10 protein-coding genes and 1 riboswitch are annotated in these 13,239 nt (G+C 68.9%); of the genes, 5 read left to right on the forward strand and 5 right to left on the reverse strand.

Annotation, left to right across the window (positions count from 1 at the left end):
* Positions 1–19: 19 nt before the first annotated feature.
* A complete protein-coding gene (locus OG390_RS47240) occupies positions 20–1,888 on the forward strand; it encodes a cellulase family glycosylhydrolase (RefSeq protein WP_406176722.1) in 1,869 nt (622 codons plus the stop codon).
* Here OG390_RS47240 and OG390_RS47245 read toward each other — a convergent pair.
* Positions 1,881–3,149 carry a YncE family protein gene (locus OG390_RS47245; protein WP_406176724.1) on the reverse strand — a complete coding sequence of 423 codons (1,269 nt, stop codon included), beginning with the start codon at positions 3,147–3,149 and terminating at the stop codon, positions 1,881–1,883. The genes OG390_RS47240 and OG390_RS47245 overlap by 8 nt on opposite strands.
* 194 nt (positions 3,150–3,343) lie before the next feature.
* On the opposite strand from OG390_RS47245, the gene OG390_RS47250 reads away from it, so the two are divergent.
* Both OG390_RS47250 and OG390_RS47255 read left to right on the forward strand, forming a co-directional pair.
* Complete coding sequence (locus tag OG390_RS47250) at positions 3,344–4,024, forward strand: TetR/AcrR family transcriptional regulator (RefSeq protein WP_406176726.1); 681 nt, start codon at positions 3,344–3,346, stop codon at positions 4,022–4,024.
* A gap of 1,223 nt (positions 4,025–5,247) precedes the next feature.
* Positions 5,248–5,946: an SDR family NAD(P)-dependent oxidoreductase gene (locus OG390_RS47255; RefSeq protein WP_406178291.1), complete on the forward strand. Its 699-nt coding sequence runs from the start codon at positions 5,248–5,250 to the stop codon at positions 5,944–5,946.
* A gap of 143 nt (positions 5,947–6,089) precedes the next feature.
* Here the strand turns inward: OG390_RS47255 and OG390_RS47260 are convergent, their stop codons facing one another.
* The gene (locus OG390_RS47260; protein ID WP_406176728.1) at positions 6,090–6,452 is read right to left on the reverse strand and encodes a hypothetical protein; all 363 of its coding nucleotides are present in this window, start codon (positions 6,450–6,452) and stop codon (positions 6,090–6,092) included.
* Entirely contained in the window at positions 6,449–8,134 is a 1,686-nt protein-coding gene (ctaD, locus tag OG390_RS47265) for a cytochrome c oxidase subunit I (protein WP_406176729.1), read from the reverse strand. Before ctaD ends, OG390_RS47260 begins: the two co-directional genes overlap by 4 nt.
* Positions 8,135–8,239: 105 nt before the next feature.
* Between ctaD and OG390_RS47270 the strand changes: the two genes are divergently transcribed.
* On the forward strand, positions 8,240–8,803 hold the full coding sequence (locus OG390_RS47270) for an RNA polymerase sigma factor (protein ID WP_406176731.1): 564 nt from the start codon (positions 8,240–8,242) through the stop codon (positions 8,801–8,803).
* Positions 8,796–9,770 carry a CU044_5270 family protein gene (locus OG390_RS47275; RefSeq protein ID WP_406176733.1) on the forward strand — a complete coding sequence of 325 codons (975 nt, stop codon included), beginning with the start codon at positions 8,796–8,798 and terminating at the stop codon, positions 9,768–9,770. Before OG390_RS47270 ends, OG390_RS47275 begins: the two co-directional genes overlap by 8 nt.
* A gap of 46 nt (positions 9,771–9,816) precedes the next feature.
* Here the strand turns inward: OG390_RS47275 and OG390_RS47280 are convergent, their stop codons facing one another.
* Complete coding sequence (locus OG390_RS47280; RefSeq protein ID WP_406176735.1) at positions 9,817–10,665, reverse strand: bifunctional 5,10-methylenetetrahydrofolate dehydrogenase/5,10-methenyltetrahydrofolate cyclohydrolase; 849 nt, start codon at positions 10,663–10,665, stop codon at positions 9,817–9,819.
* 23 nt (positions 10,666–10,688) lie between these two features.
* Positions 10,689–10,775, reverse strand: a riboswitch (ZMP/ZTP riboswitch).
* Positions 10,776–11,013: 238 nt separating this feature from the next.
* Positions 11,014–13,239, reverse strand: a complete 2,226-nt coding sequence (locus OG390_RS47285; protein WP_406176737.1) for a xanthine dehydrogenase family protein molybdopterin-binding subunit — start codon at positions 13,237–13,239, stop codon at positions 11,014–11,016.

Genomic DNA, 13,239 nt, shown 5'->3' on the forward strand with positions numbered 1-13,239 from the left:
GAACGGGACTGTAGTGGACATGTCGAAGTTACGTGCGCGTCTGCTCGGCGTTCTCGTGCTGATCACCGGCCTGCTGACGGCCACGGGCGCACAGCCCGCGGCCGCCGACCCCCTCCCCGACTCGCGGTGGTTCGACACCCAGGCGTCGGCCACCCTCACCGTCGCGAACGGCCGCTTCACCGACGGCCTCGGCCGCGAGGTCGTGCTGCGCGGCTACAACGTCTCCGGCGAAACGAAGCTGGAGGAGAACACCGGACTGCCTTTCGCCTCGGTCGCCGACGCCAAGAAGTCCGCTACCGCACTGCGTGCCCTCGGCGGCGCCAACTCCGTACGTTTCCTGCTCTCCTGGGCGCACGCCGAACCCGTGCGCGGACAGGTCGACAGCAGTTATCTCGCCGCGGCCACCGACCAGTTGCGCGCCTTCCTCGACGCGGGAATCCGTGTGTTCCCCGACTTCCACCAGGACCTCTACTCCCGTTATCTCTTCAACACGGGCAGCTGGTACAGCGGCGACGGCGCCCCCAAGTGGGCCGTGGACGCGGGCAATTACCCCCAGGAGTCGTGCGGGATCTGTCTCTTCTGGGGGCAGAACATCACCCAGAACGGGGCCGTCAAGCAGGCGTCGTACGACTTCTGGCACAACGCTCATGGTGTCCAGGGCGCCTTCCTCGACACGGCACAGGCCACCATGGCCTACGTCAAACAGCACCTCACCACCGCCGAATTCGCGGGCGTGGTCGGCGTCGACCCCTTCAATGAGCCGTACGCGGGCACGTACGACTCCGGGCAGAACAGCCGCACGTGGGAGCGAGACGTCCTCTGGCCCTTCCATGTGAAGTTCCGGGCCCGCATGGACGCGGCGGGCTGGCAGGACAAGCCCGCCTTCGTGGAACCGAACCTCTTCTGGAACGCCAACATCGCCTCCCGGAGGCAGGAGGGCGGCCTGCTGGACGCGGGCACGCTGGGCTCGCGCTATGTGTTCAACACCCACTTCTACGACCAGAAGGCGATCTCGGGCATACTCATGTGGGGCAAGGCGGGGGACGGTCGGTACGCCACCGACTTCGGGACGGTACGCGACCGGGCCTCGGCGGCGGGGACGACGGCTGTCGTCAGCGAATTCGGCCACCCGCTGTCCGGATCCGTCTCCGACAAGGCCCCCACGGTCGTCAAGGCGATGTATCAAGCCCTCGACTCCCGTTTGCCGGGCTCCAGTTGGTGGTCCAGGGCGGCATCCTCCGGACCGGTCCTCTCCGGCACCCAGTGGCAGTGGGACATCTACAGCGGCCGCCATCACGAGCTGATGAACGACAACCCCGACAAGGTCCTGACCTCCGGCGACGCCTGGAACGACGAGGACCTCTCCGCCGTCCGCCTGGACGACTCGGGCACGGCCGTGCTGCGCCAGGACGCGCGCCTCCTGGACCGCCTCTACCCGAGCGCCACCGCGGGCACCACGGTCGCCTTCACCTACGAGGACCGCTCCCGCGACGGCTCCACCACCCTGACCTGGAACCCGGTTCCCTCGTCCCTGCCGCATGTCTCCCAGCTGGTGGGATCGGGGCAGTACGGGCTGCTGCTGTGGCGCTCCGACGGCGGCGCGGCCCCCACGGAACTCCACCTGCCGGCGTCCTTCCCGACCTCGGCCACGACCGTGGTGTCCGACCTCGGCGCGACCATCTCCCCGCCCGCCTACACCACGACCACCCCGATCGGGGTCGCCCCCGAGCCGGGCGGCACCGGCAGCCGCCGTCTGCTGCTCACCGCACCGGGCTCGAGGACTCTGCACTACGCGCTGGTCACGAACGGGGCGACGGCGCCGTCCGCCGATCTGTTGAGCGCGGCCCGGACCGAACTGGCGTCGTGGGCCGCGGCGGCGGTCAGCTAGCCGAGGGACCCGGCCAGTTCGACTCCACATGGCCGAGGCGAACCCGCTGGGGGTGGTCGCCGACCGGCACCGACACCGTCTTCTGCCCGGTGGCGAAGTCGATGGCGGTGACCTGGTCGGCGCCGCTCTCGGAGACGATGCAGTCCTTGCCGTCGCCGCTGACGGTCGCCCAGTACGGCTTCGAGGCGGTGACGAGCGGTCCTTCCTGCAGGGTGGCCCGGTCGACGACGGTCGCGTAGTCGTCCATGGTCCCGGCGACGCACAGCTTCGTTCCGGCGGGGTTCATCGAAATACCGTGATGGCGCGAGTCGTTGACCCAGGTGGTGCGGTCGGTGCTGGTCGCGGGATTCTTCGGCAGGGTCTTGACCCGGGTGATCTTGTCGGAGGCGACGTCGTACTCGAGGAAGCCGTTGAAGAACGACACCTGGAAGTACAGCTTGGACTCGTCGGGGCTGAAGACGGCGGGCCGGACCGCGTCGGAGTAGTCCGTGAGGCCGATCGCGTCGAGCCGCTGCCGCATGTCGATCACCTTGACCTGCTTGAAGGTGGTCGCGTCGACGACGGTGATGCGCCGGTCGCCCTTCGTCCAGTCCAGCCACGGGTCGTCGAGAGCGGTGTTGACGTCACCGATCGCCATGTTCCAGATGTACTTGACGTCGCGGGTGAAGATGTTCTCGTGCGGTTTGTCGCCGGTGGCGAAGGAGCCGAGCTGCTTGCCGGTGCGGATGTCCAGGACGTGCACGGTGTTCGCGGTCGAGGCCGAGACGGCGACGCGCGTGCCGTCGGGAGACACGGCCATGTGGTCGGAGCGGTAACCGGACACGGGAAAGCGCCAGTTGATGTGTCCGGTGGCGAGGTCGATCGAGACGACGTCCGCGAAACTCGGACGGGACACGACCACTGAGTCGCCGTCGGGCGTGGAGTACATGTCGTCGACGAACTGGTCGTGGCCCTCGCCGACCCCGTTGCGAATGGCCATGAAGTAGGCCCACTTGATCGGATCGGCGTTGATCGCGGCGAGTCGTTCGTTCTTGTCGGGGATGACGTTGATCCGGCCGATCTTGGCGAAGTCACCGGTGGACTTGATGACGTCCGCGGTGCCGTCCCAGTTGTTGCCCACGAACATCACCTCGCGCAGCTCGCCGGCGGAGGCCTGCGCGCCGGCAGCGGTTGCTGTGCCGCCGAGGGTGAGGGCGAGGGCGGCGGCGAGGGAACTGAGATGTCTGGGTCCGCGAGCGGACCTGGTGAGTCGGACAGACATGGTGGGTCCTTGTCGTAGGCGGGGGAGCGAGTGCCGAGAGCATGACAAGCAGTGGCGTCGAAAGTCTGAACACGGCCGCGTTCAGAGTGGACTTACTGGAAAGTAAGGAGGGGGTGCCCCTCTCCACAAGGGTCCGTACACGACAAAATCGTCGGAGAGTCGAACAGTTCGTCGGATCGGCAAGGGAGGAACGTGTGGCGGGCAGGCTCAAACAGCCGACCGGCCGTTACGGGGGCAGGACCGCCGAGGAGCGGCAGGCCGAGCGGCGCGCACGCTTCCTGGACGCCGCGCTCCAACTCTTCGGTGACAGCCCCGGGTTCCGGTCCACGACCGTCGCGGCGCTGAGCGAGGCGGCGGGGCTGTCGACGCGGCAGTTCTACGAGGAGTTCCGGACTCTTGAGGATGTGCTGGCCGCGCTGCACCTCCAGGTCAACGACTGGGCCGAGGACGCCGCCCTCGCGGCGCTCGCCGACGCGCGGGAGCGAGACCTGCCGCTCGCCGAGCGCGCCACCGCGATCTTCCGCGCCTATGCCGCGAACGTGACGAGCGATCCGCGGCGGATCCGCATCACCTTCGTCGAAATCATCGGCGTGAGCCCCCGGTTGGAGGAGCAACGCCTGGCGCGTCGGGCTCGCTGGGTGGACTTCATCTGCGCGGAGGCGGCTGCGGCGGCGGCACTCGGCGAGGCGGCGCCGCGCGACTACCGGATCGCCGCGACCGCGTTCATCGGCAGCGTGAACGGTCTGCTCCACGACTGGCGGGCCGGGTGGGTGGACGCGACCCTCGACGAGGTGGTGGAGGAGCTGGTGCGGCAGCTGTTGGGCATTCTGCGACCGGCGGGGTGGTGTCCGGCGGGAAGGGGCGGGGCGCCCTGACGGCGGGCGTCCGGGCAGCGGCCGACTGTCAGACCCGCATCCGGGGTGCCCGGCATGACCAACCGGATACCGGACTCCTTCCCCGGCCACGAGGTGAACGTGGTCCTCGCCCGGGGTATGCCCCTCGACGTGCTCCTCCAGGGTCTTCGCGACCGGCTGCGGAGACCCCTCGCGTCCGGCGAGGCGGACGGATGGGCAGGGGCGGTGCACGACATGCCGCGAACCTCATCGGCTCGGGCTTCCCTCACCACCGCTCGATCTCGGGCTCGCGGATCTCGCCCCGTCCGGCGTTGGAGGACGAGGCCGACAGGGGCCGGGGGCGGAGAGGAGGGCGAGAGACCTCACGTACCTCAGGCCGTCGGCCGGTGCACCGTGTCGAGGACCGGCCCCACCCCGTCCTCGGCACGGATGCGAGCCGCCAGTGCCTGCGCGCAGCCGATATGACGGATCCCTCGTCACCCTCACGAGAGCCGACGCCGGCCGGGCGGAGCCGAGCCCGCGCAGGGGCAGGGCCCCGGGCGCGACACCGAGCGCGACGAGCCGCGCGGCCCAGAAGACCTCGTCGAACCCGGTGATCGTCCACGCCGCCGAGACCGGCCTTCTGGAACCGGCTCTTCCGCTGGCAGTCGTCCATGAACTGTGGTGGACCTCGGCGTGCTACCTCGACGACCTGGCCGATGGGCAGGGCGCGTTCGTCGCCGGTGACCTCAGCGAGAGTGAGGCGCGGCTGGCGGCGGTCATCTGCGGAAATCCGCTGCCTCTTCTCGTCGTTCGGTCGGGACGGATTCCCGAGCCCGTGCGCGGTGTGCTGTCGGCCGAGATAGCGAAGTGCTGGATCACCGCGACCGAGGGCCAACTCGGTGACCTCAGCGGAGGCGTGGGTACCCACCGCCGAGGCGAACCCGCTGGGGGTGGTCGCCGACCAGATCACGGCGTACCGAGGGAAATCCGGTGCCCCCTTCAGCATGGTCACGGCAATGGCCGCCGAACTCGCGGGAGTCGGGAAGGAGACAGTGGAGCTCTGGCGCGAGTTCGGGAACGTCTTCGGGATCCTGTGGCAGATATTCAATGACCAGGAAGACATCCTGTCCGGCCGCAATGAAGACCTCTTGCTCCATCCTCCTGCATCTCCGGTCGTGCGTGTGGGCGCGAGGGTGGTACTGGTTTTCCTACCGTCGAAGCGTCCCTGGTCCGCCGTCCTCGTCGGGACCAGTATCGAACGCATGACGATCACTTTCATCACCGGAGCCAACAAGGGTCTCGGCCGCGAGACCGCCCGCCGCCTGATCGAGTGTGGCCACACCGTGCTCGTCGGTGCCCGCAACCGCGAGCAGGGCGAGGAGGCCGCCGCCGCGCTCGGCGCACGCTACGTCCCCATCGACGTGACCGACGACGCGTCCGTGGCCGCCGCGGCCGCGAACGTCGCCGAACACGAGGGCAGGATCGACGTCCTGATCAACAACGCTGGTGTGCACGGCCCCTTCGGCGATCCCAGCGACCTCACCGCCGCCGACGCCCGCGCCGTCCTCGACGTCAACGTCATCGGCGTCGTCCGCACCACCGCCGCATTCTTGCCGCTGCTGCGCCGCTCGGACGCCCCCGTGATCGTCAATGTCAGCAGCGGCATGGGCTCCCTCGCCCTCACCCACGATCCTGGCCGGCCCGAGTCGCACGTCATCGCGCCGCTGTACACCTCCTCGAAGGCGGCGCTGACGATGTTGACCACGCAGTACGCCAAGGGGCTCAAGGGCATCCGCGTCAACGCCGCTGACCCCGGCTACACCGCGACCGACCTCAACGGTCACAGCGGCCCGCAAACGGTCACCGAAGGCACGGACGCGATCGTCGCCCTCGCCACCGAGGAGCCCGGCGGTGGCACCGGCCGCCTCGTCTCCCGCCATGGCGAGATCGCCTGGCCCTGAAACCGGCCGTGCCGGATCAGCCGTTCCATGCGAGCAGGACACCACGAAGTCGTTGCCGTATTCGGGGTGGCTCCAGAGCGCAGATCGCATCGTGATCAACCTGCGGGAGTCGCCGTCGCGGCGGGGCCCGGACCGGTAGATCTTTACGCGCCCCAGCCGTTCGGCACAGTCGCGAGCACGACCGCCATCAGTGCCAGCGCGGTGCCGAGAAGAACTCCTGCGCACAGCCGCCGTCGCAGCGAGCGGTATCTCTCCTCGTATTCGACCCGCAGTTCCCTGCCGCGCTGCGCGGTGCGCTCCCAGGAACGCCGGGTGAGCGCAAGATAGTTCTCCTGATAGCGGGCCTCCACCTCCTCCCGCTGGGTGTCCGTCAGCCAGGCCAGTGAGCGGGTGAAGCGGACGGCCTCGGCGCGTCCCTCGGCGCGGGCGGCCTCGATGAGCAGGTGGCCTTCGAGCTCGCTGATCAGTGCATCCGCCTCCAGCGGGCGGTCGTCCATGGCGGTCATCGGAGTCCCTTCGCCGCTGTCTCCAACTGCACGCCCGAGGCAGTGATTCCGGGGTGGTGCAGGTCGAAGGCCGGGGACTCGGACCGGATGCGCGGGAGGGTGAGGAAGTTGTGCCGCGGCGGCGGGCAAGAGGTGGCCCACTCCAGCGAACGGCCGTACCCCCATGGGTCGTCGACCTCGATCTTCTCGCCGTACTTGGCTGTCTTCCAGATGTTGTAGAAGAACGGCAGGAACGAGAGGCCGAGCAGGAAGGAGGAAATGGTCGACACCGTGTTGAGGGTCGTGAGGCCTTCCACCGCCAGGTAGTCGGGAATCCGGCGCTGCATTCCATTGGCGCCCAGCCAGTGCTGGACGAGGAAGGTGCCGTGGAAGCCGGTGAACAGGGTCCAGAAGGTGATCTTGCCGAGGCGTTCGTCGAGCATCCTGCCGGTGAACTTGGGCCACCAGAAGTGGAATCCGGAGAACATCGCGAAGACGACCGTACCGAAGATCACGTAGTGGAAGTGTGCCACCACGAAGTACGAGTCCGAGACGGGGAAGTCCATCGGCGGCGAGGCGAGCATCACGCCGGTCAGTCCGCCGAAGACGAAGGTGACCAGGAAGCCGGTGGCCCACAGCATCGGTGTCTCGAAGGACAGGGACCCCTGCCACATCGTGCCGATCCAGTTGAAGAACTTCACACCCGTCGGCACGGCGATCAGGAACGTCATGAAGGAGAAGAACGGGAGCAATACGCCACCGGTGACGTACATGTGATGGGCCCACACGGTCACCGAAAGCCCCGCGATCGCGATCGTCGCACCGATCAGCCCCATGTAGCCGAACATCGGCTTGCGCGAGAAGACCGGAATGACCTCACTGATGATGCCGAAGAACGGCAGCGCGATGATGTACACCTCCGGATGCCCGAAGAACCAGAAGAGGTGTTGCCACAGCAGCGCGCCACCATGGGACGCGTCGAAGATGTGCGCATCGAACTTGCGGTCCGCCTCCAGGGCGAACAGCGCGGCGGCGAGGACCGGGAAGGCCAGCAGGACCAGCACACCGGTCAGCAGCACGTTCCACACGAAGATCGGCATGCGGAACATCGTCATGCCGGGAGCACGCATGCAGATGATCGTGGTGATGAAGTTGACCGAGCCGAGGATCGTGCCGAAGCCGGAGAAGGCCAGACCCATGATCCACATGTCGGCGCCGATGCCCGGCGAATGCACCGCGTCGGACAGGGGCGCATAGGCGAACCATCCGAAATCAGCGGCGCCCTGAGGAGTCAGAAAGCCGCCGACGGCAATCAACGAGCCGAAGAGATAGAGCCAGTAGGCCAGCATGTTGAGCCGTGGGAACGCCACATCGGGCGCGCCGATCTGCAGCGGCATGATCCAGTTCGCGAAACCGGCGAAGAGCGGGGTCGCGAACATCAGGAGCATCACGGTGCCGTGCATCGTGAACGCCTGGTTGAACTGCTCGTTCGACATGATCTGCAGTCCCGGCCGGGCCAGTTCGGCGCGCATCAGCAGCGCCATCACCCCGCCGACGCAGAAGAACCCGAACGACGTGACCAGATACAGCGTGCCGATCGTCTTGTGGTCGGTGGTGGTCAGCCACTTCACCGCGGCGAGTCCAGGACGCCGGGCACGCACGGGACGGGGTGCGGGCAGCGCCGTAACAGTGTTGCTCTCCATGCCCCGCCTGTGTCCGGCGCCCGCGCCACCGTCACACTGGAGCGAAGCGACGAGCGTCACATCGGCGGGTGTGACAATCACGAACCTGCCGGACACCTACGGATTATGAGCAACGACGAGACCTTCGCCGCTGCCTATCGCGAGCACTACTGGGCGGTCAGCCGCTACGTTGCGCGGCGACTGGACGGCCGGAGCAGTGATGTCGAGGAGGTGGTGGCGGACGTCTTCACCGTCGCCTGGCGGCGCCGGTCCGACCTCCCGCCGTCCCCCCTTCCCTGGCTGTACGGGGTGGCGCGCCACTGTCTGGCCAATGCCGTACGCGGCTACGGGCGCCGCCGCAGGCTCGTCGACCGGCTCGGAAACGACGAGAGTGCGCACGGCAAGCAGGTGGTGGCGGGCCCCGACTCCGAGTCGCCGGGCGACTGGGTGCACGAGGCGCTGGCCCGGCTCTCCCCGGCCGACCAGGAAGTACTGCGGCTGACGGCCTGGGAGGAGCTCGGCGTCGACGAGGTCGCCGTCGCCCTCGGCTGTGGCAACCGCGCCGCGGCGATGCGTCTGCACCGCGCCCGCCGCCGCCTCAGAGCCGAGATCGACCGCCTGCAGATCACCGTGGCCGCCGGCAGCGAAGCGCCCCGCCGCGACACCCCGAAGGAGCACGGCCATGGCTGACGAACTCGAACTGCTGCGCCGCGCCAACCCGGTGCCGTCCGCCGACCCCCGTTTTCACGACCGCCCACTGGATCAGCACGCCGAGCGGCGCCTCAACCACCTGCTGCACAGTGCGTGCCCCCGCCCGCTGCGCCGCTGGCTCTGGAGCGTCGGGACCGCGGCGGCCGTCGGCGTGGTCGTCCTCGCCCTCACGCTGTCGGGACCGACCACCGCCCCCGCCGTGGCCGCCCCGCGCCCGCTGGTCATCGAGGCGGGCTCCACCCCCGTCCCCCTGGACCGGCTCGCCGACCGCGCGGCGGCATCCGACAGCTCGCTCCCGCTGCGCCAGGGCACCCACGTCCAGACGTGGAGCCTGAGCATGACCTCGGGACCCGGGGCCCGGCCGCCGATCACGCTCCCCGAGGAACGCGTCGTCCGCTGGAAGGCCGACGGCAGTCACACCGAACTCGTCGTGGCGACCGACCCGCGCCATCCCGGCAAGCCGGTCATCACCGACGCCGACTCCGTCCCGCGCACGGTCGAGGACGGCCATGTGCTGAGCAGGCAGGCTTACCCGCCGAGCTGGAGCGACGCGCCGCCCCGGGCGCGACCGCCGCACGACGCCGCGCGGCTGCGCGCCTACCTCGAGGAGATCGACCCGATCGAGGCGAGGGACACGACGCAACTCCTCGACGCCGTCGCCGAATTGCTGGACAACTGGACGCTCGGTGCCCGCGAGAGCGCCGCGCTGGCCCGTGTCCTCGCCGACGCGAGGGGACTGCGCCCGGCCGGAGCGGTCACCGACCGGCTGGGCCGCACGGGACAGGCGTACATGTACGACGACAAGGCCCACTCCGGCCGCCGGATGCTGATCCTGGACCCGGCGACCGGCGCTGTTCTCGGCCTTGAGGACACGGTCACCAAGGCCGATCCCGAGTACGGCGTCAAGGCCGGCGACGTGATGTCGTACCGCGCGTGGATGCGCTGATCGACCCCGAAGTCCCCGAAGTCCCCGAAGTCCCCGAAGTGTGTGCTCAGATGCCGAGTTGGCGCTCGGCCCCGGTCACCGTCTGCTCCAGCAGGACCGCGATCGTCATCGGGCCGACGCCACCCGGCACGGGGGTGATCAGACCGGCCCGGGTGACGGCGGTGTCGACGTCGACGTCGCCGACGTTCCCGGAGTTGTAGCCCGCGTCGATCACGACGGCTCCCGGCTTGATGTCCTCACCGCGGATCAGCCGGGCGCGCCCCACGGCGGCTACCACGATGTCCGCCTCGCGCACCACAGCGGACAGATCCTCCGTACGCGAATGGCAGTACGTCACCGTCGCGTCGCGCCCGAGCAGCAGCATGCCGACCGGTTTGCCGAGGATCGCGCTGCGGCCCACGACGACGGCCCGCTTGCCGGCCGGGTCCACGTCGTATTCGTCGAGGAGCCGCATGATGCCGCCGGGCGTGCAGGACACGAAGCCCGGCAGGCCGAAGCTCATCGCCGCATAGGAACTCAGCGTCACACCGTCGACGTCCTTCTCCGGCGTGATGGCCTCGAACGCCGCGCGCTCGTCGATGTGCGGTCCGACCGGGTGCTGGAGCAGGATGCCGTGCACGGTCGGGTCGCCGGACAGCGCATCGAGCGTGGCGATCAGTTCGGCCGTCGTGGTGTGGGCGGGCAGGGCGACGTGCCTCGACTCGATACCCGCCTTGCGGCTGCGGTTCTGCTTCATCCGCACATAGGTGGCCGAGGCGGGATCCTCGCCGACCAGCACCGTCGCCAGACACGGAGCCGCGCCCGTACGGTCCTTGAGGACGGCCGCACGCTTGGCGGTCTCCTCGACGATGCGCCGCGCGAGACCGGCGCCGTCCATGAGCTGGGCCTGGGACATGTGCTCCTCCTGAGCGTTGTTGACACAATCGCCCAGGCGCGCGGCAAAGACCCGTTCGTCAGACCGCTCCCCGGTGGTACTCCACCTCAGCGCCAGTCACGGCCCGCCGACCAGCGTAGCTTGTGCGATCACCGGTCGGTGCCGCTGGACCAGCGGACGCACCGTGGCCTGGCCGGCCCGGGTCTGGTGCTCTCCCTGGGCCGGCCGGCAGCGGTACTCGGTCAGCGGGCCGGGCGAAGGGCCCGCGGTTCCATGACCGGGCCTTCGTCGCTCGCCCCGACGGCGATGGGTGTCCGGACACCGTCGGCTCACGCGTACGGGCCGGTAAATGGCACCGTCGTCACAGACTCAGGTGTCCATCGGTGGTAGACCGGGCAACAGCTTCTCCAGGGTGATGGGGAAGTCGCGCACGCGCACGCCGGTGGCGTTGAACACCGCGTTCGCGACCGCCGCACCGGCCCCGCAGATGCCCAGCTCACCGACGCCCTTCGCGCCCAGGACGTTGGCCTTGTCGTCGTACCCGTCGAGGACGACGGCGTCGACGTCGGGGACGTCGGCGTGAACCGGCACCAGGTATTGGGCGAGATCCCGGTTGACGAAGGCGCCGGATCGCGGGTCGATGACGGCCTCTTCCTCGAGGGCCGCGCCGGCGCCCCAGATCATGCCGCCGATCAGCTGTGAGCGGGCCGTCTTCGCGTTGAGCACGCGGCCCACCGAGAACACGCCAAGCATCCGCCGCAGACGGATCTCGGCGGTGTCCGCGTCGACCCCCACTTCAGCGAAATGGGCCCCGTAGCAGTGGATCGAGTAGGCCGTGTAGTTCGGATCATCGCCCATGAAGCGGGTCTCGCCCACCGCCTGCACGCCTTCGGGGTGGTTGCGTCGGACGATCTCGCTCAGCGCCTCGGACGCGTCACCGATGCGCACGTTGCCATCGGCGAACACGGCGTCTGCCGTGTCCCGGCCGTGCAGCGGGGAGCGTGCGTCGCCGCGCGCAGCGGACAGCAACTGCTCGCGCAGGGCCGTGCAGGCCTGATCCACCGCGGTGCACGAGTTGGCGGCGCCCCACGAGCCACCGGACCCCCAGCTGGTGGGAAACTCGGATCGCCCGAGCTCAATGCGCACCCGATCGGGCGGCAGTCCAAGCCCGTCGGCCGCAACCTGCGTCAGGATGGTGTAGGTGCCCGTGCCGATGTCGGTCATGTCCGTCTGGACGACGGCGGTGCCGTCCGCCTCGAACCGCATCCGCACCGTTGTCGGCCCTTGGAAATGCCCGCGGATGGCGGCAGCCATGCCGTAGCCGATCAACCACTGTCCCTCACGCATACTCGCCGGGGTGGCGGGGCGGTGCTCCCAGCCGAACCGGCGCGCGCCTTCGCGCAGGCAGTCGACCAGGTGCCGGTCGCTGTACGGCACGTCTCGCTCGGGATCGACGGTGGGCTCGTTGCGGATCCGCAGCTCGACCGGGTCCATTCCGAGCGCGTGCGCCAACTCGTCCATCGCCGACTCCACCGCCAGCATGCCCGGCGCTTCGCCCGGCGCGCGGACGTCTGTCCCGCGCGGCAGATCCAGGGGCTTCAGCCGGTGGCTCGTCAACCGGTGGGGCGCGGCGTAGAGGCTGCGGGTCGTGGCGGCGGTCTGCTCGGCGTACTCGATGTCGGGGTTGGTGTGCATGGTGACCTCGTGGGCGAGTGCAGCCAGCCGTCCATCGCGCCCCGCGCCCAGCCGAACGCGCTGGCTGGATATGGGGCGCATACCGACGAGCTGGAAGATCTGCTGCCGGGTCAGCGCCACCTTGACCGGTTGGCTCAACTCGCGGGCGGCGAGCGCTGCGAGGATCGTCTCGGAATGGATGCCCAGTTTGGAGCCGAATCCCCCGCCGACGAAGGGGGTGACGATGTGGATCCGCGCCGGATCGATGCGAAGCGTGCCGGCGACCGAGGTCTGAGCGGCATCGACGATCTGGCAGCTGACGTAGACGACGAGGTCCTCGCCACGTGGCTCCACCAGGCACGCGTTCGGTTCCATCGGCATGGAGAACTCGTACGGCGTCGTGTACTGCTCGTCGACTCTGACCTCCGCGTTGCTGAATCCGGCATCGAAATCGCCCACCTCGGTGTCGGTGGGGAATCCAGCATTGACCACTTTCGGGATATATGTCTCGTCTTCGTCCGCGAAGTCGAAACGCCCCCGTCCGCTGACGTATTCGACGTCGACGAGATCGGCCGCCGCTCGGGCCTGCTCGAAGGTCGTGGCGACGACGAGTGCCACCGGCTCGCCGTAATGGTGAATATCCGGGCCGGTCAGCACCGGCTGGGCGCGCCAGTATTCGAACGGAATGGACTCGTCGCGGGGGCCCTGCGCCGGGGCATTGAGATGGGTCATCACCATGCGCACGCCGGGAGCGCGTTCGGCGTTCTCGGTGTCGATCCGGGTGATGCGGCCTTTGCCGATCGTTGCGCCGACGATGAACCCGTAGAGCGGTTGGCCGGCCTCCCAATGCTCGTAGGCGAAGGTGGCTCGGCCGGCGACCTTCAACGGGCCGTCGACGCGGTTCAAGGCTTGCCCGATCAT

The sequence above is a fragment of the Streptomyces sp. NBC_00996 genome (genome assembly GCF_045162675.1).
GTDB lineage: Bacteria > Actinomycetota > Actinomycetes > Streptomycetales > Streptomycetaceae > Streptomyces.

What these genes read in the sequence shown, in the direction of transcription:
- OG390_RS47240 (WP_406176722.1), top strand. Translation starts at nt 20, where the DNA reads ATGTCGAAGTTACGTGCGCGTCTGCTCGGCGTTCTCGTGCTGATCACC.
- OG390_RS47245 (WP_406176724.1), bottom strand. Translation starts at nt 3,149, where the DNA reads ATGTCTGTCCGACTCACCAGGTCCGCTCGCGGACCCAGACATCTCAGT.
- OG390_RS47255 (WP_406178291.1), top strand. Translation starts at nt 5,248, where the DNA reads ATGACGATCACTTTCATCACCGGAGCCAACAAGGGTCTCGGCCGCGAG.
- OG390_RS47260 (WP_406176728.1), bottom strand. Translation starts at nt 6,452, where the DNA reads ATGACCGCCATGGACGACCGCCCGCTGGAGGCGGATGCACTGATCAGC.
- ctaD (WP_406176729.1), bottom strand. Translation starts at nt 8,134, where the DNA reads ATGGAGAGCAACACTGTTACGGCGCTGCCCGCACCCCGTCCCGTGCGT.
- OG390_RS47270 (WP_406176731.1), top strand. Translation starts at nt 8,240, where the DNA reads ATGAGCAACGACGAGACCTTCGCCGCTGCCTATCGCGAGCACTACTGG.
- OG390_RS47275 (WP_406176733.1), top strand. Translation starts at nt 8,796, where the DNA reads ATGGCTGACGAACTCGAACTGCTGCGCCGCGCCAACCCGGTGCCGTCC.
- OG390_RS47280 (WP_406176735.1), bottom strand. Translation starts at nt 10,665, where the DNA reads ATGTCCCAGGCCCAGCTCATGGACGGCGCCGGTCTCGCGCGGCGCATC.
- OG390_RS47285 (WP_406176737.1), bottom strand. Translation starts at nt 13,239, where the DNA reads ATGATCGGGCAAGCCTTGAACCGCGTCGACGGCCCGTTGAAGGTCGCC.